Origin of the sequence: Bradyrhizobium shewense (genome assembly GCF_900094605.1) — a bacterium.
GTDB lineage: Bacteria > Pseudomonadota > Alphaproteobacteria > Rhizobiales > Xanthobacteraceae > Bradyrhizobium > Bradyrhizobium shewense.
The window spans coordinates 44095-66923 of sequence record NZ_FMAI01000001.1; the positions used below are offsets into that span (position 1 = coordinate 44095).

The following is a 22829-nucleotide window of genomic DNA, read 5'->3' on the forward strand; positions in this document are numbered from 1 at the left end:
ATCATCCCTTCAACAGGGCTTCGATCTCGGCCCGGCGCGGCATGGCAGGCGCAGTCCCCGCGCGCGTCACGGAGATCCCGGCTGTCGCCGAACCGAAGCGCGCGGCATCCAACGGATCGGTGCCGCCCGCGAGCGCTGCTGCGAAACCGCCGACGAAGGCATCACCCGCACCCGCAGTTTCGACCACCTTGCCGGCGGCGAACGGCGGCACATGCAGCGAGCGATCTCGCCCGTGAAACAACGCTCCGCGTTCGCCGAGCGTGATCAGCGCCGTGCCGGCTCCCTTGGCCAGCAGCGCATCGCCGGCGCGGCGGGCGCCAGCAAGATCACCCACCGCGATTCCGGTCAGTGCTTCGGCCTCGGTCTCGTTCGGAACGACGTAGTCGCACAAGGCAAACAGGCTGTCGTCGAATGCGCCCGCAGGAGCCGGATTGAACACGGTGATGCTGCCCGCAGCACGCGCGATCTCGAGCCCGCGCTGCGCAGCAGCGACCGGCTGTTCGAGTTGGGTTACGAAGACGCGGCTGGCGCGGATCGCATCCGCCGCCGCATCGACGTCATCAGGGCTGAGGCCGTCGGCCGCGCCGCTCACGACGATGATGGCGTTGTCGCCGCGCGTCTCGTGGACGTAGATGAAAGCGGCGCCGGTCGGCGCCTCCTTGGTCCTGGCCACGCGCGGCCTGATGCCTTCGGTTTCCCAGGTCTTGATGGCGAGATCACCGAAGGCATCGCGGCCGATCCGGGAGATGAAGGTCACGTCCGCGCCCGCGCGCGCCGCCGCGACGGCCTGGTTCGATCCCTTGCCGCCCGGCCCCATGGCAAATCCCGAGCCGGCAATGGTTTCGCCGATCGCGGGCATGTTGCCGGCGCGGAAGGCCAGATCGACGACGAAGATGCCGAGGATTGCAACGCCAGACTTGCTCATGGTCGTCACTCTCCGTCCGGCGCGATGACGCCCTTGGTGAACAGGAAACAGCCGTAGAAGCGCCGCTCGCCGGTGGTGATCACGCAATAGGCCGCCTTGGCCTTCTCATAGAATGCATGGCGCTCGACCCCGACCAGCGGCCAGGATTTCCCTTCGGCGCGGTCGATCACGGCCTGCACCTCGCACTGCACCGGCGGCACCTCCTGGGGCTGGCCGACGATCTCCATGCGCATCGCCGCGTCGTGGACGAACGTATCGAGCGGCATCACCGAGAGAATGGCTTCGATCGCCTTGGCCGTACTGACATTATCGATGCGGAGCAGCTCGCCGAACACGGTCTGGCGCGCGATGGAGTCAGCGGGGAAATTAGTATCGCACACCACGAGGCGGTCCCCGTGTCCCATTGCGCGCAAGGCATAGAGCACGTCGGCATTGAGCAGTGGATTGATGCCCTTGAGCATGTTGCGTCCTTCCCTCGTCTTCAAAATGCCCGAACTCTGACGGTCCGGATGCCAATCCATATCACCGCAAGGTGGCGTCTCTAGTCTCCGTAGGGAATCCAGATGTTCTTCACGTGAACCGCGTGACGGAGCAGGATCGGCCCTTCGCTCGCCGCCCGGTCGTACCAATCGAGCGCCAGCCCATGATCGACCAGCGTGCGCTTGAGGTTACCGACCGACAGCCGCTCCGCCACTGTTGAAGCCTCCTGCGAGCCGAACACCCAGAGCGCGTCGACGTCGTCATGCTCGGCAAGGACCTTTGCAAGGCTATCGCGCTCACCGGTGACGATATTGACGACGCCTGCCGGCACGTCCGAGGTCTCCAGCACCTGGTAGAAATCGGTCGCGGCCAGCGGATGCCGCTCGCTCGGGACTGCGACGACACGGTTGCCCATCGCGATCAACGGGGCCACCAGGCTGATGAAGCCGAGCAGCGGCGCTTCGTCCGGACAAGCCACCCCGACTACGCCGATCGGCTCGTGCATGGCAAGCGCCACGCCGCGCAATGGCGGCGCATGGATCGTCCCCTCATATTTGTCGGCCCAGGCCCCATAGCTGAACAGCCGCTCGATACTCGCCTCGACCTCGCCGCGCGCCTTTACGGGCGAAACGCCGGTCATGTCACCGATGCGCCGGGCGAACTCGTCGCTGCGCGCCGACAGATTTTCGGCAAGGTAGTAGAGGATTTGGGCGCGATTATGCGCTGTTGCCCGCACCCACGCCTCGGCCGACCGTGCGGCGGCCACGGCGTTGCGGATGTCCTTGCGATTGCCCTCACCGACTTCGCCGAGATGCTTCCCCTTCGGCGACAGCACTGCGCACGAATAATTTCCGTCGGGGCGGACCTGCTTGCCGCCGACGAACAGCTTTGCCGTCCGATCGATCGACGGCGTGCCGAATCCGGCGCCCTCGGTCGAGGCTTCAGACGGTGGCGGCAGCTTGGCCCGCGCTTTGCGGCCGGTCCACGCCTTCGGCTTAAGATACTCATAGAGACCTTCGCGGCCGCCCTCGCGGCCGAAGCCGGACTCGCGGTAGCCGCCGAAGCCGACGCTGGCGTCGAACAAATTGGTCGCATTGACCCAGACCACGCCGGCCTGAAGCTTTGGCGCGATGTCGAGCGCGAGGCCAATGGTCTCGCTCCACACGCTGGCGGCAAGCCCGTAGCGCGTGTTGTTGGCGAGCATCACGGCTTCGTCGGGCGTGCGGAAGGTCATCGCGACCAGCACGGGCCCAAAGATCTCCTCGATCGCCACGGTCGAGGACGGATGCACGTTCCAGAGCAAGGTCGGGGGATAGAAGCATCCCTCTGCGGGAATCGCGCCAGACGCCTGATACTTCTCGGCGCCCTCCTTCACCCCGGTTTCGACCAACGCCTTGATCCGCTCGAGCTGGACAGGAGCGACCACCGCGCCCATGTCGATCGTCTTGTCGAGCGGCGGCCCCACCCGCAGCGTCTCCATGCGGCGGATCAGACGCTTGCGGAACGTCTCTGCGATCCCCTCCTGCAACAACAGCCGCGATCCGGCGCAGCAGACCTGCCCCTGATTGAACCAGATCGCATCGACCACGCCTTCCACGGCGCCATCGATATCGGCGTCGTCAAACACGATGAACGGCGATTTGCCACCGAGCTCGAGCGTCAGCGACTTGCCGCTGCCTGCGGTCGACTGGCGGATCAACCGCCCGACCTCGGTCGATCCGGTAAAGGCGATCTTGTCGACATCAGGGTCTTCGACCAGCAACGCGCCGGTGGCGCCGTCACCCGTCACCACGTTCAACACGCCAGCCGGGAGGCCGGCTTCCGCCGCCAGCTCAGCGAACAGCAGCGCGGTCAGCGAGGTGAATTCCGCCGGCTTCAGCACCACGGTGTTGCCGGCCGCCAGCGCGGGCGCGATCTTCCAGGCCAACATCAGCAGCGGGAAATTCCAGGGGATGATCTGGCCGATCACACCCACCGGGACATGGTCGGCGAACTCGCGCTCCTGCAATTGCGCCCAGCCGGCGTGATACAGGAAATGGCGCGCGGCGAGCGGCACGTCGAGATCGCGGGTTTCCCTGATCGGCTTGCCGTTGTCGATCGCTTCCAGTACCGCGAACAGCCGCGCGTGACGCTGGAGCATGCGCGCCAGCGCATAGAGATGACGGGCCCGACCGTGACCACCGAGCTTTGCCCACGGTGATTGCGCCGATCGCGCTGCGCCGACGGCGGCCTCGACATCGGCCGCGACACCTTGCGCGATTTGAGCCAGCGTCTTGCCCGTGGCCGGCTCGATCGTCGTCAGATGCTTGCCCGAAGCCGGGGCGACAAATTTGCCAGCGATGAAATGCCCGAATGTCGCGTCGTGACGCTTCAGCCAGGCCCGCGCCTCACCGTCCGCCTCAGGAGCAGGACCATACTCCATCGTCTCGTAGTAATGTGCGATGCTCATGCTCAGCCCACGGGGTGACGGTTGAAGGCCGAATAGCGGCCGGTGACGTGATGCTCGAGCTGGCGCTCGATGTCGGCGAGCAGGCTCGAGGCGCCGACGCGGAACAGATCCGGTTCGAGCCAATCGCGTCCCAACTCCTCCTTCATCAGGAATTGGTAGTTGAGCACGTCCTTCGCCGTCGAGATTCCGCCGGCCGGCTTGAATCCGATCTTGAAGCCGGTGCGCTCCTCATAGACCCTGATCATGCGCAGCATCGCCAGCGTCACCGGCAGCGTGGCATTGACGCCTTCCTTGCCGGTCGAAGTCTTGATGAAGTCGGCGCCGGCCATCATGCAGACCATCGAGGCCTTGGCGACGTTGCGTAGCGTCTTGAGGTCACCAGTTGCCAGGATCGTCTTCAGATGCGCATCGCCGCAGGCGGCGCGGAAATCACGAACCTCGGCGTAAAGCGCCCGCCAATCTCCGGTCAGCACGTGCTCGCGCGTGATGACGATGTCGATCTCCTGCGCACCGTCCCTGACGGACGCCTCGATCTCCTTGAGTTTCAGATCGTGCGGTATCAGGCCTGCAGGAAATCCGGTCGAGACCGCAGCGACCGGGATGTCAGATCCATCGAGCGCTTCGACCGCGGTTGCGACCAAGCGGTGATAGACGCAGATCGCGCCCGTGTGCAGCCCGCGCCCGGCAAAGCCCAGGGCCTCAAGCAGGTCACCTCGCAGCGGGGCCCTCGCCTTGGCGCAGAGGCGTTTCACACGCTCGGTCGTATCGTCGCCGTTGAGCGTCGTCAGGTCGATGCAGGTGATCGCCTTGAGCAGCCACGCCGCCTGTGCATCCTTCTTGACGGTGCGTCGGCCAGGCAGGCTCGCAACGCGGTGCTCTGCGGCCGACAGATTGATCCTGATCTCATCGACCCAGTCCATCTCGAGCGCGCGGCCGCTGTTGCGCGCGATGGCATGCGTATGGTTGTGATCCCGCGCGTGTGGCTGCGCCGGCACCGCGGATGGATTTGATATCAAGACGCCCTGCGCCATCGGTACGCCGTGCGGTGCTAGCGAATCGGCTGAAGCGCCAGATAGACTGAATGTGCCGATTGCAACATGTGATCCTCCCATCCCTTGTCCGCCGGAGCTTCCGCTGACCTGCCATCGCCTGACAGCAACTGCCCTTTGGACCATATGTTATTATTGTAACAAATTCACGTTGCTAAACTCACATCATTGTAAGATCATTGTCAACCGGATAAGCAAGCTCGGTGACCAAAATGGCTGAAACACCGAACGCACGCTCCAGCGAGACCCGCGTCCAGCGGCTGCAACGGCTGCGCCGCGCCGTCGAAACCAGCGGCGCACTGCATCTGAAGGACGCCGCGGACTTGCTGAAGGTGTCGGAGATGACGGTCAGGCGCGACCTTGCCGGCCCGGAGGCGGCGCTCGCCCTGCTCGGCGGCTACGTCGTCAATGCGGCCGCGCCGACCGGGATCAAATACACCTTCGAGCAGGAAATCGACCAGCACACGCAGGACAAGCGCCTCGCCTGCCGAGCCGCAGCCGCCTCGATCAGGGAAGGCGACACCATCTTCATCGACTGCGGCACCACCATGCAGTCGCTGGCGGATTGTCTGCCCGAGGACATGCCCCTCTCGGTGATCTGCTATTCGCTGAACGTCGCCTCGATCGTCACCCACCGGCCGGCGACGCAGGTGATGCTGATGGGCGGGCTTTACCATCCGTCGTCGCAGTCGTTCTCGTCGGACGACGGCCTGTCCTATCTGCGGCGGCTCGGGGTCAACAAGGCTTTCATCTCGGCCGGCGGCCTGCACTGGACCCGCGGCGCGAGCTGCTCGAATTTTCACGAGGTCGCCATCAAGCAGGCCGTCATTGCCACTGCGATGGAAAGCATCCTCGTGGTCGACGCCAGCAAGCTCGGCAGCCTCAAGCCGGCCTTCTTCTCCGACGTCGGCTCGTTCTCCCGGATCATCGTCGGCGGCTCCGTGCCGGCGGACACGCGCAAGCACTTCCGCAGCCTTCCCGTCGAATACGTTACCAGCGCGGCCTGATCCGGACGGGGCTGGTTCACCCGGATCAGGTCGACGATGCACGGTCCCGAAGAACCGCGCATCGGTATTACGGGCTCAGTTGCAGGCGGGCTTCGCCTTGTTGCAGGCATCCGTCAGCTCGGCCGGCGGGTCCTTCTTGAAGACGGCCTTGTAGGATTCCAGCACGTTCGACTGCGTCACCGGCAGCGACTGCACACCGACCCAGCCCGGCGTTTCCTTACCCAGCAGCGCATTCATCATCGCCATCGCCTCGGCGACGCCCTGGTCATAGGGACGCTGCGAGCCGGTGGCCTTCAGCGGACCTCCCTTGGCAATCTCGATCGCCGATTGCAGGCCGAGATCAACCGTCGTCATGGGAATATCGATGCCCTGGGCCCGCATCGAGCTCAGCGTGTCGAGCGCCGGCTGATCCCACACCGCGTACAGTCCCTTGACATCAGGGTTGCCGGTCAGGAAGTCGCCCGCGATCTGCGAAACCTTCGGCGGATCGGTGAAATCGACCTGCTTCATCTTGATGTCGGGCCGGTTCGCCTTCATCCACTCCCGCACACCCTTGGTGCGCTCGTTGGTGCTGAAATAGTCGACTCCGAAATTGACGAGACCGATGGTGCCGCCCTGCGGCATACAGGACGCCAGGATCTGTGCCGCGATCTGGCCGTTGCCCTGGCTATCCGCCGAAACCATCGTCGCATATTCCTCCGGATGCTTCAGCCCGGTCGGAATGCTGTCCATCAGCACGAGCTTGATGCCGGCTTTGGCGATCTTCTTGTAGGTCGGCGCGGTCGCAGTGAAATCGACCGGGATCGAGATGATGCCGTCCGGATGCTGCTGGATGGTGTTCTCGATACGGCGATCTGCTTGTCCACCTGATATTCGGCGGATGCCACGCCCGTCACCGTCACGCCGTACTTCTTCAGCGTGTCGGTGATGCCCTGAATCTGGAGCTGCGACCAGTCGAGGTTGACCGTCTGCATGGAGATGCCGACCTTGAAGTGCTTCTCCTTGATCTTCGCGGCGTCGGCCTCCGACAGCGCGAGCACCTCGGGCGAAGCCGCCTTCTCGCCGTGGGGTCCCTGGCCGACGATCGATTTCGGCCCGAGCTTTGCGAGATCGACACCCTTGACGCAGGTCGCGGGCACTTCGGCGCGGGCCGAGGGGACGATCGAGACGGCCGCAGCAGCAGCCATCAACACAGTTTGTCGCAAGATTGGTTTCATTGTTTCCTCCGCTTTTTGGTCGCCGATTCACCGGAGGGCCAGCGACCTTGCCCCTACCCACGCAACGCAGATGAACTTGTGGCTCACGCGCCGCGCCTGACTTCGACTAGCGTTTTGTGAAGGCAACCGCGGCAACGATGATCGCGCCCTTGATCACGAGCTGCATCGGCGAGCTCACACCGAGCAGAACGAGGCCGTTGTTGAGCGTGCCGATGATCAGGCTGCCGAACAGCGTTCCCAGGATGTAGCCGCGCCCGCCAAACAGGCTGCAGCCGCCGAGGATCACCGCGGCGATGACGTCGAGCTCCATGCCCTGCACGACGTCTGGCCGCGCGGCATGTGATCGCGCGGACAGCACCAGCGCAGCCAGGCCCGCCAGCGTGCCGGTGAGGACAAAGGCCGCGGTCGTGATCCGTTTGGTGTTGATGCCGGAATAGAGCGCCGCGGTCGGGTTGCCGCCGACCGCGTAGATGCGACGGCCGAACACGTTGTAATGCAGCAGCAGGATGCCGACGATCATCGCCGCCAACGTCCAGGCGATCGGAACCGGTATGCCGAGAAACGTGCCTTCCCCGAAGATTGCGAAATAGGTCTCGTTGGTAATGATGACAGGCTTGGTGTTGGTCACCATCATCGCCAGCCCTCTCGCCATGCTCAGCGAGCCCAGCGTCACCAGGAAGGACGGGATCGACAGCTGCGTGGTCAGGATGCCGTTGATCAGCCCGACCAGCGCGCCGGTGCCGAGCCCGGCCACGGCGCCCACGATCCAGCTGTTGTTGATCTGGCTCATCGCAAGAGCGGCCGCCATGCCCGACAGCGCCAACGTCGATGCAACCGACAGGTCGATCTGACGCGAGATGATGATGAAGGTCATGCCGATCGCGATGATCGACACCAGCGTTGTCTGGCGCCCGATGTTCAGGAAATTGTCGACTGACAGGAACCACGGCGAGGACAGGCTGAACACGACCAACAGGATCACGAAGGCGATGTACAGCATGTAGGGCCGCTCGCCCCGCAGCAGATTCTGAAGAATCTTGCGGCGCCGGTCGGACCGGGTCGACGAGGCGACGACGCTGGGAGCAGTCAGTTCGGTCATGCGGGAAGCCCTTGCAAGTGGCCGGGCCCGGAAGCCTGGTACATCTGGAGGAGATGGTGCAGCTCTTCGGCGTCATCGATCTCGCCGCGCGACAGCGTGCGAGCGACACGTCCGTCGACGATGACGGAGATGCGGTCGCAGAGCTCGATCAACTCGACCAGATCGGACGAGACGACCAGAACCCCGCTGCCGTCGCGGGCGGCATTCCGGATCACAGCATAGATCTCCTCGCGTGCGCCGACGTCGACGCCGACCGTCGGCTCGTCCAGGAGCAGCACGCGTGGCCGCGGATCATTCCATTTCCCGAACACGACCTTTTGCTGGTTGCCGCCCGAGAGCGTCCTGACCAGGCTGGAAGCACCTTGCGCTTTCACCGCAAGCCTGGCGACCGCACTTTCCGCACGCCTGGCCGCGGCGCGTTGCTGCATCCAGCCCCAGCGCGAGAAATGGGGAATCCGCGGTAAGGTAATGTTTCGTTCGATCGAATGGTCCAGGACCAGGCCCTGCACGTGCCGGTCTTCCGGCACCAGCGCGACGCCCTGCTCGATCGCATCGGATGGGCCCGTCGGCAGCCATCGGCGGCCTTCGATCTCGATTGCGCCGCTCTCGATCGGCCGGAGGCCGAACACCGTCTCCAAAATCTCCGTACGTCCGCTGCCGATCAACCCGGCGAGGCCGTGGATCTCGCCCTTCGACACGGAAAGATCGACAGCGCGCAGCCGGTCGTTGGACACGTCCGACAGCGACAGAACCGGCGATGGATCCAAATCACGCTTCGGAGCGGGCTCGTTGCGCGAGACAATTGATGCCGATCGATCAGTTCCGATGATGGCGTTCACCAACCGCTTCATGTCCGTATCGGCAGTAACAAACGTGCCGGCATTGGCGCCGTCGCGCAGCACAGTGACGCGCTGCGATATCTCGAAGACCTCGTTGAGCCGATGGGTCACATAGATCACGCCGACTCCGCGGCGCGTCGCCTTCCCGATCGCATCGAACAGGATCCGGACTTCATCCGATGTCAGCGAGGAGGTCGGCTCGTCGAGGATCAGAAGCCGGACCTCTCCCATCAGCGCCTTCGCGATCTCCGTCATCTGGCGGTAGGCGAACGGCAGCGAGCCGACGGTCGCTCGCGTATCCAGGGGAATGCCTAGCTCTTTCAGAAACGCCTCGGCCCTGGCCATCAGCGCGCGTTGCCGGACAAAGCCGAAAGCTGCGCGCGGCTCGCGGCCGAGCAACAAATTGTCCGCGACGCTCAGGGATTCGACCAGGCTGAGGTCCTGATAGACGACGGCGATCCCCGCCTCGCGCGACTTCGCCGGACTGTCGAATTCCACCGGCTTGCCGGCGATTTCGATCGTGCCATTGTCGAGGGCATGAACGCCGCTGAGGATCTTGATCAGCGTGGATTTTCCGGCGCCATTCTCGCCCAGCAGCGCGTGCACCTCGCCAGCACGGACCTCGAGGTTGACGTCGCGTAGCGCTCGCACGCCGCCAAAGCGCTTTTTGATGCCACTGAGCATCACAAGCGGGGTCGATGGCCGAGGTTCTGCTCTAACCGAACCGGACAATTCCAAACTTTTCCTCCCGTCGGCCCCGCGAAGGCGCTGGTACGATGGTGACATATTGTTATTTTTGCAACTTATATTGTTATAATTCTATCATACGGACGGCATGTCAAGGCAGATCCGTCCGGAAGCGGGTTCGGATGACCGCTACCCCGGTCGCGCCTCGTACCCTCGCGAATGCCGACACGATCAGCCGCTTTCCAGCGGGGACCTGCTCGACATCAGGGACAGCCCGCGGTTTGCGACACGCTCTGAAACCCTAGTCGTCCTCAGATTAGGGCGTCATTTTGCGTTCGCGGACCGGAGACGATTCCGAAATCTGATGGGAGACGGCATATCTCGCCGTGCGCGAGGGTAATCACGTTCTGTCGCTGGGGCGCTTCAAAAGCATCCCTTGGAACGTCGATTGCCGCTGATGCCGACTTGCCCGGTGATCCCGTCGTTGACGGCAGGAACGCCCTGTGAGCCACGTACGCGCACCGCGCGCCGGACCGTTTGGCAAGACGCACATGGTGAGATGGCCAAGGCGGAGCCCCGGCCGAGGCGTATGCAAAGCTGCCGGTATTCGCTTTCGAGGCTGCGATCAGTTCGGCCACGTCTAATATGGGCATGACGGCCGGCACACGATGAAATTCGGAGCCGTTCCCACAGGCATCAACGGATCGAGATCCATCTCGGAGACAAATTGCGCGCAAGCATAGGTGCTTTACAGCCAGCTGCAGCGAGATCGATAGGCAGCAATCAAGAGCGCTACGAAGAGCTTCGCCCAGTCGAACGAGAGCCGTTGTCGTTTGCGTCGCGACCTTCGAACCACGCTTAACTCGGGCGAAATTCACCTGCCTGCCCAACTAAGGCGCGCTGTCTCGCATAGGCTGTCGCAAGATTATTTTTGACTTGCCGGTGCACACGTCGTGCATACGCAGCCTTCTAACGAATTGAAAAACTTGATCTCTCGCTCCAATCCATCATGAGCCCATTTGAGCTAGCTAAAGCCACAGCAATTCAAGCCGATCAAACGCGGTCCTTCGTTCACCTAGCTTGCGCTACGAGCATCTGCCTCAATGAATCTGGAACTATGCTGCAGCGCGACAGCGTCTTGTTTTCATGAAGACGGCAGCCTATTCCGACAGATATACATGTCGATCGGCGCTGGGTTCGTTCCACATTCTAGAATCGCACAAGAACCCATCGAGGTATTAGGACTTGCCGAACATCAATCTCAAGCTGCTCCACACCTTCCTCCTCGCCGCTGAGCACGAAAGCTTCCGGAAGGCTGCAGAAGAGTCCAACCGGTCTCCTTCTGCGGTGAGCATGCAGGTCCGCGACCTGGAGGAGCAGATCGGCGTTCTTCTGTTTCGCAGAACGCCGCAAAAGGTACTGCTCACGGCCGAGGGTCGAATCCTGTTTGAACAGGCAAAGCGCGCGCTTCAGGAAGTCCAGTTCGGGCTCGATCAGCTGACGGAATCAGCTCAGTCTCGCAGCCGTCATATTCGAATGGCCTGCGTTCCGACACTGGCGTCCGGATGGCTTCCTAACATCCTTGCAACGTTCAAGGTCCGTCATCCGCGAAGCCAGGTGCAGCTCATGGAGATCTCCACCGCGCCCATGCTTGAACTGCTGAAGCGGCAGGATGTCGAGTTCGGCATTGGTCCGGAGGTCCCCGACATGGGAGACTATGAGTTCGAGCCAATCCTTGAGGATCCCCTTGTTGCCTGCGTACCAGCAGTGTTCGACGAGGGCCAATCGAGCACCAGCTTCGCCGATCTCGTCGAAAGGCCGGTCATCCTGTTGTCGAAAACGACCGCGGTTCGAGGATTGATCGACGAGACGCTGGAGACGCTTGGCGTCCGCCTCGACGTGCAATTCGAAGTCCAGGCCGCCACGACGGCACTCGCCCTCGCAGCGTCCGGCCTCGGCATCGCAATCGTACCGCGGGTCGCGCTGGTTCAGGCCGGCGTTCAGCAATTTCGTGTGGTCCCGATCTCCGATTACGTCAAGCTTCGCCGGATCGGCTTGATCACCACGCGCGGCCCGGCTCGGCGTCCGAACACCGAGCAACTGATATCATTGATCCGTTCGAGTCTGGCTCAGCTTCGCTGACCGCACTCAGAGCAACTTCAGAAGTGCATCGACAACCTGATTGGTCGTCGCATTGCCGCCGATGTCGCGCGTCCTCAGCGTAGCGTCTTCCAGCCCGGCGCGTACGGCAGCTTCGATCCTGTCGGCCCCAAGCCGCAGCCGGCTGTCCCGATAGCGCTGATCCAGACTCCTCAGCATCAGAATCGACGCCAGGATGGTTCCATAGGGATTGGCAAGTCCCTTCCCGGCGATGTCCGGCGCCGAGCCGTGCGAGGCCTGAAAGAAACCGATCCCGTCACCAACCTCTTCCGATGGCGCCATGCCCATGCCGCCGACAGTCGCCGCACCGAGATCCGAAATGATGTCGCCGAACATGTTCTCGGTGACGATCACGTCGAAGTGCGACGGCTTGTTGACGAGATGAACCGTCATCGCATCGACGAGGACGTGCTCGGATTCGATGTCGGGATAGTCCTTGGCGACTTCGTCGAAGACGGCGCGGAAGAACGCATAGGTGCGCAACACGTTGGCCTTGTCGCAGCATGTTACGCGGCGCCGTCCGTCCTTCGGCGAACCGTTTCGCGTCCTGGCAAGCTCGAAAGCGAACCGGACGATTCGCTGGATACCCTTTCGGGTCTGGACCAGCGTATCGACCGCAACTTCCTCTCGCAGCAGCGCACCCGCACCGCGCGCAGCGTACAGCCCCTCGCTGTTCTCCCTGACGATGACATAGTCGATCGACCCTGGACGCCCGAGCGGAGACGGTACCCCCTTGTAGAGCTTGATGGGCCGCACGTTGGCAAACAGATCCAGCTTGAAGCGGAGCGTCAACGTGAAATCCAGCCCGGCTTCGGTGCCGTCCCGGTGAACCACACCGGGAATGCCGGCCGCCCCGTGGAGAATGGCGTCCGCCGCGCGACAGCCCTCGAACGAGGCCACCGGAAAGGAGTCTCCCGTTTCGAGAAAGTGAGCGGCGCCCGCCGGGTATTCCACGAACTGGAGCGTACCGGCCTGGACACCGGTTTGCAGCACCGCAACCGCCGCACGACCAACCTCAGGTCCAATTCCGTCGCCATGCACGACGGCAATCTTGTAAGTGTCCTTCATGATACTCGCTCGATAAATTTGATCGCGTGGTGATAGCGTCGCTTCCCTCGCGGCAGGATATGCACGGCGTCGCATATTCTGCCGCTGCTCGTCGGATGATTCGTCCGGCACAGCAATTGCCACGACCGGCCGCGAGCTGGACGAATGTCCGGCTCAGTCCAGCTTGATCCAGACCCCCTTCGTGTTCAGGTATTCATCGAGCTGCTCGGTACCGCCCTCACGGCCATAGCCGCTCATCTTGTAGCCGCCGAACGGCAACGCGGGATCGATGGCGTGATAGGTGTTCACCCAAACCGATCCTGCACGCAGGCTCCGCGAGAGGACGTGCGCCTTGCTGACGTCGCGCGTGAAGACACCCGCCGCAAGCCCGTACGGCGTCGCATTGGCTCGGTCCACGGCCTCATCCAGCGTATCGAACGGCAGAGCGGAAATGACCGGACCAAAGATTTCATCGCGGGCAATCTGCATGTTGTCGGAGACACCGGCGAAGACAGTCGGCTCGACGAAGTTACCCTTCGCGAAACTCCCCTCTCTCAGTCTCCGGCCTCCGGTCACGACCTTCGCGCCTTCGTCGCGTCCGCTGTTCAGGAAGCCTTCGACCTTGTCGAGCTGCCGCTCGGAAACGAGAGGTCCGATCTCTGTCGTGGGATCAGCTCCATCACCGATTTTCAGGGCCGAGGCAAATTTCCCCAGCCGCTCGACCAACTCGTCATGGATCTTTCGCTCGACGAACAGCCGAGAGCCCGCGATGCAGATCTGGCCCGAATTAGCAAAGGCGGCCATCGCGGCGATCGGCACGGCCTTGTCGAGGTCGGCATCGGCGCAGACGATGACAGGCGACTTTCCGCCAAGCTCGAGCGACACCCGCTTGAGGTTGCCGGCCGACGCGCGAATGATCGCCTGGCCGGTTGCGGTCGATCCCGTGAAGACAATCTTGTCGACACCGGGATGTTCGGCCAAAGGCGCGCCGGCCTCAGGCCCGGTCCCGGTCACAACGTTGACGACGCCGGGCGGCACACCCGCCTCGTTCATCAGATCCGCGATCAGGAGCGGCGTCAGCGGCGCCTCTTCGGAAGGCTTGAGCACGATCGTGCATCCGGTCGCGAGCGCGGGTCCGATCTTCCACACCGACGCAGCCGTGGGCGCGTTCCAGGGGATGATCGCACCGACGACGCCGACGGGCTCCTTACGCGTGAACGAGACGATGTCGCCGGGGAGCGAATTGTCGATCGTCTGTCCATGAATCGCAGTCGCCATGCCGGCGTAGTACCTGAGCATGCCGAGCACGCGAAGCTTGTTCGCTCGCGTCCTGACGATCGGCATGCCCATGTCGGCGGTGTCGGAACGGCTGATCTCCTCCCAATGCTTCTCGAACAGATCGGCAATGCGTAGGAGCAGAGCCTGTCGCTCGAACGGCTTGAAGCGGCTCCACGGCCCCACGAAGGCGCGACGGGCGGCGGCGACGGCGATGTCGATGTCGCCGGCATCTCCACGCGGGACACGACCGATCACCTCACCGGTCGCAGGGTTGCGCGTCTCGAAGACTTTCCCCGAGCGGGCCTCGACCCACGCGCCATCGACGAACATCTTGCGAGTTCGACCGTCTACGGGAAATCGGATATCAGTCTCTGTCATTGGGTCAGTCTTCCCTGTCTCAACACTCATTGTCTGTCTAGGCCGCTGGTTTCGCCTTCCGAAGGAGCCGAGCCAGGTCGGAAATGTAGGCTTGGCCATGGCCGCACTCGACCACGGCCGCGATGGCAGTGCCGACACCGTCTGCGATCGCTTTGGATGCTCCGGAATTGCTCGCCATCGTCTGGTAGTAGGAGATATCCTTTAGCGCATTATCGATAAAGAACGGGACCGCGCCTGCATCTCCCGTTGCGATGGCCGGGGCCATTCGCTGAAGCGCCACGCCGGCCCCTCCGCCCTTGGCGAGAACATCGACGAAGATCGCCGGATCGACGCCCGCATCGGCAGCCTGTGCGGCAGCTTCGCCGAGCAGCGCCATGAATCCGATCGACACGTAGTTATGGAGCAGCTTGAGCCGATGGCCAAAACCCACCGGGCCGACATGCTCCACACCCTCTGTGAAAGAGGCAAGAACTGCGCGGACGCTGCGAAGATCGGCTTCCTCGCCGCCAACCAGAAGGTTCAGCGTTCCTTCTTCCGCGTGCCTGGCGGTGCGCGTCATGGGCGCATCGAGAAAGCGTCCACCCGCCGCCCGGACGGCGGCAGCCATTCGCAACGTCGATTCCGGCAGCGCCGTCGAACAATCGACAATGATGGTCCCTTTGCGGAGGCGAGACAAAACGCCCGTCGTGCCGGTGAGGATCGCTTCGACCTGGGGGGAACCCGTCACACAAAGGATGATGACATCCGAAGCGTCCGCGAGGTCGCCGGGAGACTTGCAGGCCGAAGCCCCGAGGCCGATGAGATCGTCCACCGGCTGATTGCCCGGATGGTCGAGAAAAGCCAGGGGAAAGCCACCCCGCGCCAAGACGTTCTTCGCGATCCCATGGCCCATCAGGCCGACGCCGATAATTCCGACTCTCATCACATCAATCTCGTTCATCGCTCGGACAGGTCCCTAGTGAACGGCGGCATACATGATCTGCTGCTCAGTCGCCTCGGTCGCCTTGATCCCTTCGACGATCTTCCCGCGCTTGGCGACCAGGATGCGATCCGACAGCGCCAGCACCTCCGGCAGGTAGGAGGAGATCACGACAACGGCCAAGCCTTCATCGGCCAACCCGTTGATGAACTGGTGGATCTCAACGATGGCGCCGACATCGACGCCCCGGGTCGGCTCGTCAAAGATGACGAGCTTCGGCTTCTGGATCAGCGACCTCGCAATGACGACCTTCTGCTGGTTACCGCCGGACAGCTCGATCACCCTCGCCCTTTCGTTGATCGACCGAAGCTTGAGGCGGCTGGCCCATTGCTGCGCCAGCTCCCTCGCCTGTGCCATCGAGGTGATCGACAAGGGATTCGAGAAGCGCGAGAGCTCACCCAACTGGAGGTTTTCGGCCACCGTCATCGTCTCGAAGAATCCATCGAACTTGCGCACCGCCTTGCGCGGCACCCGGTAGCGGACTGCAACAGGCCTTCTTTTTGGTGGCGCAAGATGAGCGGCCTCGCCCTGTCTCGTGCAAGGCGCTTTTTCTGACCCCCTGTTTGGTTTTTCTGACCTACCCGCGTCCCACCGACGTCGGAGAAATCGCGAGGTACCGCCTGCGTCGACAAACACTCGCCGGTGAGAAAAACTGACACCCCGTTCAGAAATATTGCGCTTCGCCGGCATTGTCTCAGCAGGCCGTCCACCTAAGATCGGAACTCGATCGACGCCTCTGCCAACGAAAACGAAGCCAAGTCGACTTGGCCAATCAGGGAGATCCAATCGTGAAAATTCGCAAACTGCTGTTGCTTGCGGGTGCCTTCCTCGGCGTGAGCACTGTTGCGCTCGCTCAAAGCCCGCCAGACGACGAGTGCCTGAATCCCGGAAACGACGAGCTGTTGAAGCAGGGATGCGCCTATCTCGACGAGTTCCATGAAGGCGTTCAACTCGCGAGACGCGGTAGCTTGGGCCAAGACTGTCCATTATCCGCACATACGGATCGCCGGCGGTCAGGTGCAGGTCTGGAATACTCCGGAAGAGTACGCGCAATCAAACGATGCAAGGCAGCTGGCGGAGGCGTCGACATGGGCCCGCTCGGCCTGGACCTATCGCAAGCTCGTGCAGAAATCCGACGACAAGCTCCACTTCGTCACGCGGTTCACGCGTTATGATGCCAACGACAAGCCGATATTGTCGGCCGACTCCTTCTACGTGATCGTCAAGAAGGACGGGCGCTGGGGAGCTCTGGTGCGGTCGAGCTATGTCGGCGTCATCGGGAAGAAGACCGCTTTCTGACCGGTCGCCCCTCTTTCAACCCCAACACAGGGCAAGCCATGAGCCAATCCGCCACCTTTGCCGGTTCCTCAAAAAGCACGAGAAGCGCGATCGAGAATTCGACTATCCGCGCCATTTCCTGGCGCCTGATCCCGTTCCTGGCGTTGGCTTACTTCTTCTCCTATCTCGACCGCGTCAATCTCGGCTTTGCCGCGCTGACCATGAACGCGGACCTCAAATTCTCGCCGCTGGTATTCGCCTGGGGCGCGGGCATCTTCTTCATCGGTTATTTCATCTTCGAGGTGCCGAGCAACCTGGCGCTGGAAAAGTTCGGCGCGAGCCGCTGGATCGCCCGTATCATGGTGACCTGGGGCATCATCTCGGCGCTGATGGCTACGGTCAGCGGCGAGACCAGCTTCTACGTTCTGCGCTTTCTGCTCGGGGTCGCCGAGGCCGGTTTCTTCCCCGGCATCATCCTCTATCTCACCTATTGGTACCCGGCCGAGTACCGCGGCCGCTTCATCGCGGCTTTTGCGATCGCAGTCCCCGTGTCCACTGTGATCGGCGCGCCGATCTCAGGCTTGCTGCTCGGGCTCGACGGCTTCATGGGATTGAAGGGCTGGCATTGGCTCTTCATCATCGAGGGTATCCCGTCGGTGCTGCTTGGCATCGTCACCTGGTTCTATCTTACCGACCGACCGGAGAAGGCGGATTGGCTTTCGGCCGAGCAGAAGGCGTGGCTGAAGGCGAAGCTCGATTCGGAAATCGCCGCCAAGCAGGCGGTGAAGCATTTCTCGCTCGGCGAAGCGCTGTCCTCGCCCAAGGTGATCGCGCTCAGCCTGATCTATTTCGGCTTCGTCGGTGCGCTCTACGGCATGCAGTTCTGGCTGCCGCAGATCGTCAAGGCGTTCGGCCTGACCAACGCGCAGACCGGCTTCGTTACCGCGATTCCGTATCTGTTCGGCACAATCGCGATGATCCTGTGGGCGCGGCATTCGGATGCCACGCGTGAGCGCGTGATGCATGTCGGCGCGCCGCTGATCCTGACCGCAATTGCGCTCGCCGTTTCCTCCTATCTCACCGATCCCACCATGACGATGGTGGCGCTGACGGTGGCTGCTATCGGCGTATTCTGCTGCTTTGGTGTGTTCTGGACCCTGCCGACCGCCTGGCTTTCGGGAACGGCGGCGGCCGGCGCGATCGCGCTGATCAACTCGATCGGCAATCTCGCTGGCTTCGGAGGGCCGTATTTGATCGGCTGGGTCAAGGAAGCGACAGGGCAAACCTCGACAGGGCTGCTCGTGCTCGCGATTCTGCCCTTGATCGCCGGCATCCTGGTCTTCGTCGGCGGGCACGAGAGCAAGCACGAGTTCGCCGAGCCGGGGCGGTAAGCCTTTCCAGCATCGCCCCGGCAAATGCGAGGCCCATATCCCAACTTGGGGTATGGGGGACTCAGCGTCAGAAGCGATAAGGCGCGGAGTGCCCTGATCCTTTACTAGACCTGGACCGAGGTCAGCTTCTTCAGGCAGCGCAGCGCAAACGACGACCGGCTGTGGCGGATGCCAGGGATGCGATAGAGCTTTTCGCGCAGGAAGCGTTCATAGCCGGCGGTGCTTTCGACCGCGACCTTCACGATGTAATCGTAATCGCCGGTGGTGAGATAGGCCTCGATCACCTCCGGCAAATTCGTAAGCAATTGGCCAAAGCGCTCGAGCATCTCCTCGTCGTGGCGGTCGAGCGTCAGCTCTATGATGACCGTTTCGGGCAGGCCAAGCTTGTCCTGATTGAGCAGCGCGACGTAGCCATCGATATAGCCCTGCGTCTCCAAACGCTTCAGCCTGTTCCAGCATGGCGTGGTGGAGAGCCCGATTCTGTCTGCGAGTTGCGCCGTCGTCAGGCGCGCATCCTGCTGCAAGGCACGCAGGATCTTGCGATCGATCTCGTCGAGCCGAAGTGCATCCTTGCGCGGAGCTTTGACAGGCCCTCTGGCACGTCCGGCCGATGCCATACCAAGAATCCTATTCTCGCTTTGCTATGCATACTTGGAACATTTTTATCGCATTGTTAGACTACACCCAGATCAAAAGAACGACAATCCTGGCTTTTGCCAGTACGATGTACTTAACAAAATGAGACGTATGCGGTGTTTGTTCTCGAACTGCAGACCAGCAATATGCACGCCGCACTCGGCCGCCTGCTCGACCAGACCCGTGTCGCAGGGCTGCCGCTTGCTGCTCTCAGTGCGCGGGCGGATGCGGACGCCTGCCGCATCTCGGCTTCCATAGACATCAATGACCGCGACGTCATCGACCGGCTCGTTCGCCGCGTTGGTGCGTTATTCTGCGTCGATGCAATCGAGGTGAGAGGTGAAAGCTAATGTCCGACCCCAACCTCATCCGGGACATGATCCCGCAAGACGGGGCGGCTCAATCCGCCGAGCATCCGCCACTGAGACTACACGTGCCGGAACCGGCGGTTCGCCCGGGCGGCACGCCAGATTTCTCGAACATCCGCATTCCGCGCGCAGGCCAGGTCAATCGTCCCGACGTCGACGTGGATGCCGAGACGATTCGTGATCTCGCCTTCTCGGTTATCCGCGTGCTCAATCGCGACGGCGAGGCCGTCGGTCCCTGGGCAGGTGCGCTCTCCGACAACGAATTGCTCGAGGGCCTGCGTCACATGATGACGCTGCGTGCGTTCGATGCGCGCATGCAGATGGCGCAGCGTCAGGGCAAGACCTCGTTCTATATGCAGCACATGGGCGAAGAGGCCGTGAGCTGCGCCTTCCGCAAGGCGCTCAATCCGGGGGACATGAATTTTCCGACCTATCGCCAAGCCGGGCTTTTGATCGCCGGCGGCTACTCCCTGGTCGAGATGGCCTGCCAGATCTATTCCAACACACACGACCCCCTGAAGGGGCGCCAGCTGCCCGTGATGTATTCCTCAAGGGAGCACGGCTTCTTCACGATCTCGGGAAATCTTGCCACCCAATACATTCAGGCGGTCGGCTGGGCGATGGCCTCGGCGATCAAGAACGACACGAAGATCGCGGTCGCCTGGATCGGCGACGGCGCAACGGCCGAATCCGACTTCCACGCGGCCCTCGTGTTCGCTTCGACCTATCGCGCGCCGGTCGTGCTCAACATCGTCAACAATCAATGGGCCATCTCGACCTTCCAGGGCATCGCGCGAGGTGGCTCCGGCACCTTCGCGGCGCGCGGCCTCGGCTTCGGCATTCCGGCGCTACGCGTCGACGGCAACGACTACCTCGCCGTCCACGCCGTCGCGAAATGGGCGTGCGAGCGTGCACGCCGCAATCTTGGCCCGACCCTAATCGAGCACGTGACCTATCGCGTCGGCGCGCACTCCACCTCGGATGATCCCGCGGGCTATCGGCCGAAGACGGAGTCCGAAGCGTGGCCACTCGGTGATCCCGTGATCAGGCTGAAGAACCATTTGATCGTCCGCGGCGCCTGGTCCGAGGAACGGCACAAGCAGGCCGAGGCGGAGATTCTGGACACCGTGCTATCGGCCCAAAAGGAGGCCGAGAGCTACGGCACCCTCCATTCCGAGCAACGTCCTTCGGCACGCGACATGTTCGAGGGCGTGTTCGCGGATATGCCGCCACATCTGCGCCGCCAGCGCCAGGAAGCCGGAGTCTGAACCATGCCACGGCGGACCATGATCGAAGCGATTCGCGACGCCATGGATGTGATGATGTCGCGCGACGATAACGTCGTCGTGTTCGGCGAGGACGTCGGCTATTTCGGGGGCGTGTTTCGCGCCAGCCAGGGCCTGCAAGCGAAATACGGAACGAGCCGTTGCTTCGATACCCCGATCAGCGAGCTCGGTATCGTCGGCATCGCAGTGGGCATGGCGGCTTACGGCCTGAAACCCTGTGTCGAAATTCAGTTCGCCGACTACATGTATCCAGCTTACGACCAGATCGTCTCCGAGGCTGCGCGGTTGCGCTATCGCTCCAACGGTCAATTCACCTGCCCGCTTGTGGTGCGCATGCCGACCGGCGGCGGCATTTTTGGCGGCCAGACGCACAGCCAGAGCCCGGAAGCTCTGTTCACGCATGTCTGCGGCATCAAGACCGTGGTGCCGTCGAACCCACGGGACGCCAAGGGCCTGTTGATCTCTGCGATCGAGGACCCCGATCCCGTGATCTTCCTCGAACCAAAGCGGCTCTATAACGGTCCATTCGACGGTCATCACGACCGGCCGGTAACGCCGTGGTCGAAGCATGATCTCGGCGAAGTCGACGACGGACATTTTGCAATTCCGCTCGGCAGCGCCGCGATCCGCAGGCCGGGTGAGGCCGTCACCATCCTCGCCTACGGCACGATGGTTCACGTCGCCGAGACCGCCGCGACCGAATCCGGTATTGATGCCGAGATCATCGATCTTCGTTCGCTGCTGCCGCTCGATCTCGACACCATCGAAGCCTCGGTCAAGAAGACCGGACGCTGCGTCATCGTGCACGAGGCGACGCTGACCTCTGGCTTCGGTGCCGAGCTCTGCGCATTGGTCCAGACACGATGCTTCTATCATCTGGAAGCCCCGATCGTGCGTGTCGCCGGATGGGACACGCCCTACCCGCATGCGCAGGAATGGGACTACTTTCCGGGTCCTGCACGAATCGGTCGCGCGTTGATCGAAACGCTGGAGGCTTGAGATGGCCGAGCGCGTGATTAGGCTGCCCGACGTCGGCGAAGGCATTGCGGAAGCCGAGCTCGTGGAATGGCACGTCAAGGTCGGCGATGTCGTGCGCGAAGACGCCGTGCTCGGTGCCGTCATGACCGACAAGGCGACGGTGGAAATTCCCTCGCCGACGGACGGACGGGTCACCTGGCTCGCCGGCAGTGTGGGCGACGTTCTCGCCATCGGCTCGGACTTTGTTCGGCTGGAGGTGGACGGCAAAAGCGCGCCAGCGGCGGAGGCAGTGAAACCCGCATCGCCCGGGGCAAACGCTTCGGCCAAAAAGTCTCATGATGCCGCAAGTGCAGCAAGCGGGGCGGCGAGCGAGCCGCCCAACGCATTGAGGTTGCAGCCTTCGGCGGCGCCGCGCCATCACGCAGACGATCGGCCTCTGGCCGCCCCCGCGGTTCGGCTCCGCGCGCGGGAGGCAGGCGTCGACTTGCGTCAGATCCGCGGCACGGGTCCCGTCGGGCGGATCACCCATGATGATCTCGACGCCCATCTCGCGCGCGGCCGCACCGGAACGACGGCAACGCCGTATCCAACGCAAACCGCGGTCACCGACATCAAGATCGTCGGCTTGCGACGCAAGATCGCCGAGAAGATGTCCGTTGCGAGCTCGCGCATTCCGCACATCACTTATGTCGAAGAGGTCGATGTCACTGCACTCGAGGATCTGCGCGCGAAGCTCAATAGCCAGAAACAGCCGGGCAAGCCCAAACTGACAACGTTGCCGTTCCTGATGCGCGCCATGGTGCGCGCGATCGCCGAGCAGCCGCATCTCAATGCCCATTTCGACGACGAGGCCGGGATCGTTCACCAGCACGCAGGCGTTCATATCGGGATTGCCACGCAAACGCCGGCCGGCCTCGTGGTCCCCGTCGTCCGGCATGCGGAAGCGCGCGACCTCTGGAATTGCGCCGCCGAGGTGGCACGGCTCGCGGAAGCGGCTCGGAGCGGCAGCGCCACCCGCGACGAGCTCACCGGCTCGACCATCACGATCACATCGCTCGGCGCGCTGGGCGGTCTCGCGACGACGCCCATCATCAATCATCCAGAGGTCGCGATCGTCGGCGTCAACCGCATCACGATCCGTCCGCATTGGGATGGCGCCGCCTTCGTGCCGCGTCAGATGATGAACCTGTCGTCCAGCTTCGACCACCGGGTCATCGATGGGTTCGATGCAGCCCAGTTCGTGCAGCGGATCAAGACACGGTTGGAGACACCCGCCATGATCTTCATTGACGGGTAGG

Annotated in this window: 21 protein-coding genes and 1 pseudogene; 8 read left to right on the forward strand and 14 right to left on the reverse strand. The window is 62.8% G+C overall.

Going from position 1 to position 22829, the window contains the following annotated elements; translation table 11 throughout:
- Nucleotide 1: 1 nt before the first annotated feature.
- The 4 genes from rbsK to deoC form a co-directional block, all read right to left on the reverse strand.
- A complete protein-coding gene (rbsK, locus tag GA0061098_RS00195; protein ID WP_091953778.1) occupies nt 2-925 on the reverse strand; it encodes a ribokinase in 924 nt (307 codons plus the stop codon).
- A gap of 5 nt (nt 926-930) precedes the next feature.
- Complete coding sequence (locus GA0061098_RS00200) at nt 931-1386, reverse strand: RbsD/FucU family protein (RefSeq protein ID WP_091953780.1); 456 nt, start codon at nt 1384-1386, stop codon at nt 931-933.
- An 80-nt stretch (nt 1387-1466) separates the two neighbouring features.
- Nucleotides 1467-3854 carry an aldehyde dehydrogenase family protein gene (locus GA0061098_RS00205; RefSeq protein WP_091952221.1) on the reverse strand — a complete coding sequence of 796 codons (2388 nt, stop codon included), beginning with the start codon at nt 3852-3854 and terminating at the stop codon, nt 1467-1469.
- A 2-nt stretch (nt 3855-3856) separates the two neighbouring features.
- Nucleotides 3857-4774: a deoxyribose-phosphate aldolase gene (gene deoC, locus GA0061098_RS00210; protein WP_245323145.1), complete on the reverse strand. Its 918-nt coding sequence runs from the start codon at nt 4772-4774 to the stop codon at nt 3857-3859.
- 341 nt (nt 4775-5115) lie between these two features.
- Here deoC and GA0061098_RS00215 point away from each other — a divergent pair, with 341 nt between their 5' ends.
- Entirely contained in the window at nt 5116-5910 is a 795-nt protein-coding gene (locus tag GA0061098_RS00215; RefSeq protein ID WP_091952227.1) for a DeoR/GlpR family DNA-binding transcription regulator, read from the forward strand.
- 75 nt (nt 5911-5985) lie between these two features.
- Here GA0061098_RS00215 and GA0061098_RS00220 read toward each other — a convergent pair whose 3' ends face one another.
- The 4 genes from GA0061098_RS00220 to GA0061098_RS00230 form a co-directional block, all read right to left on the reverse strand.
- Entirely contained in the window at nt 5986-6756 is a 771-nt protein-coding gene (locus GA0061098_RS00220) for a substrate-binding domain-containing protein (protein WP_245323146.1), read from the reverse strand.
- Nucleotides 6642-7127, reverse strand: coding sequence for a hypothetical protein (locus tag GA0061098_RS45900; RefSeq protein WP_245323151.1), 486 nt, complete (start codon nt 7125-7127; stop codon nt 6642-6644). The genes GA0061098_RS00220 and GA0061098_RS45900 overlap by 115 nt, the downstream gene beginning before the upstream one ends.
- Before the next feature lie 106 nt (nt 7128-7233).
- On the reverse strand, nt 7234-8226 hold the full coding sequence (locus GA0061098_RS00225; RefSeq protein ID WP_091952229.1) for an ABC transporter permease: 993 nt from the start codon (nt 8224-8226) through the stop codon (nt 7234-7236).
- Entirely contained in the window at nt 8223-9749 is a 1527-nt protein-coding gene (locus GA0061098_RS00230) for a sugar ABC transporter ATP-binding protein (RefSeq protein ID WP_091952234.1), read from the reverse strand. The genes GA0061098_RS00225 and GA0061098_RS00230 overlap by 4 nt, the downstream gene beginning before the upstream one ends.
- Before the next feature lie 1248 nt (nt 9750-10997).
- On the opposite strand from GA0061098_RS00230, the gene GA0061098_RS00235 reads away from it, so the two are divergent.
- Nucleotides 10998-11894, forward strand: a complete 897-nt coding sequence (locus GA0061098_RS00235) for a LysR family transcriptional regulator (RefSeq protein WP_091952235.1) — start codon at nt 10998-11000, stop codon at nt 11892-11894.
- A 6-nt stretch (nt 11895-11900) separates the two neighbouring features.
- Here the strand turns inward: GA0061098_RS00235 and GA0061098_RS00240 are convergent, their stop codons facing one another.
- The 5 genes and pseudogenes from GA0061098_RS00240 to GA0061098_RS44650 all read right to left on the reverse strand — a co-directional run bounded on the left by GA0061098_RS00240 (nt 11901) and on the right by GA0061098_RS44650 (nt 16532).
- Nucleotides 11901-12980 (reverse strand): isocitrate/isopropylmalate dehydrogenase family protein, encoded by a 1080-nt coding sequence (locus tag GA0061098_RS00240; protein WP_091952236.1) that lies wholly within the window; start codon nt 12978-12980, stop codon nt 11901-11903.
- A 153-nt stretch (nt 12981-13133) separates the two neighbouring features.
- Nucleotides 13134-14615 carry an aldehyde dehydrogenase family protein gene (locus tag GA0061098_RS00245; RefSeq protein WP_091952237.1) on the reverse strand — a complete coding sequence of 494 codons (1482 nt, stop codon included), beginning with the start codon at nt 14613-14615 and terminating at the stop codon, nt 13134-13136.
- 37 nt (nt 14616-14652) lie between these two features.
- The gene (locus tag GA0061098_RS00250) at nt 14653-15555 is read right to left on the reverse strand and encodes an NAD(P)-dependent oxidoreductase (protein ID WP_091952238.1); all 903 of its coding nucleotides are present in this window, start codon (nt 15553-15555) and stop codon (nt 14653-14655) included.
- A 15-nt stretch (nt 15556-15570) separates the two neighbouring features.
- Nucleotides 15571-16077: pseudogene (locus GA0061098_RS00255) on the reverse strand (ATP-binding cassette domain-containing protein); the annotation flags it as partial.
- A 227-nt stretch (nt 16078-16304) separates the two neighbouring features.
- A complete protein-coding gene (locus GA0061098_RS44650; protein ID WP_165637073.1) occupies nt 16305-16532 on the reverse strand; it encodes a hypothetical protein in 228 nt (75 codons plus the stop codon).
- Here GA0061098_RS44650 and GA0061098_RS00260 point away from each other — a divergent pair.
- Both GA0061098_RS00260 and GA0061098_RS00265 read left to right on the forward strand, forming a co-directional pair.
- On the forward strand, nt 16531-16893 hold the full coding sequence (locus tag GA0061098_RS00260; RefSeq protein ID WP_165637074.1) for a hypothetical protein: 363 nt from the start codon (nt 16531-16533) through the stop codon (nt 16891-16893). The two genes, GA0061098_RS44650 and GA0061098_RS00260, sit on opposite strands and share 2 nt — an antisense overlap.
- A gap of 38 nt (nt 16894-16931) precedes the next feature.
- Entirely contained in the window at nt 16932-18263 is a 1332-nt protein-coding gene (locus GA0061098_RS00265; RefSeq protein ID WP_091952240.1) for an MFS transporter, read from the forward strand.
- Between the two features lie 104 nt (nt 18264-18367).
- Here GA0061098_RS00265 and GA0061098_RS00270 read toward each other — a convergent pair whose 3' ends face one another.
- Entirely contained in the window at nt 18368-18880 is a 513-nt protein-coding gene (locus GA0061098_RS00270) for an Lrp/AsnC family transcriptional regulator (RefSeq protein WP_091952243.1), read from the reverse strand.
- 135 nt (nt 18881-19015) lie between these two features.
- Here GA0061098_RS00270 and GA0061098_RS00275 point away from each other — a divergent pair, with 135 nt between their 5' ends.
- The 4 genes from GA0061098_RS00275 to GA0061098_RS00290 are packed head-to-tail and all read left to right on the forward strand — an operon-like array spanning nt 19016 to nt 22828.
- Nucleotides 19016-19249 (forward strand): hypothetical protein, encoded by a 234-nt coding sequence (locus tag GA0061098_RS00275; protein WP_091952246.1) that lies wholly within the window; start codon nt 19016-19018, stop codon nt 19247-19249.
- Between the two features lie 26 nt (nt 19250-19275).
- Nucleotides 19276-20535 (forward strand): 3-methyl-2-oxobutanoate dehydrogenase (2-methylpropanoyl-transferring) subunit alpha, encoded by a 1260-nt coding sequence (locus GA0061098_RS00280; protein ID WP_091953783.1) that lies wholly within the window; start codon nt 19276-19278, stop codon nt 20533-20535.
- Between the two features lie 3 nt (nt 20536-20538).
- Nucleotides 20539-21552: an alpha-ketoacid dehydrogenase subunit beta gene (locus GA0061098_RS00285; RefSeq protein WP_091952249.1), complete on the forward strand. Its 1014-nt coding sequence runs from the start codon at nt 20539-20541 to the stop codon at nt 21550-21552.
- Nucleotide 21553: 1 nt separating this feature from the next.
- Entirely contained in the window at nt 21554-22828 is a 1275-nt protein-coding gene (locus tag GA0061098_RS00290) for a dihydrolipoamide acetyltransferase family protein (protein WP_091952252.1), read from the forward strand.
- Nucleotide 22829 lies beyond the last annotated feature (1 nt).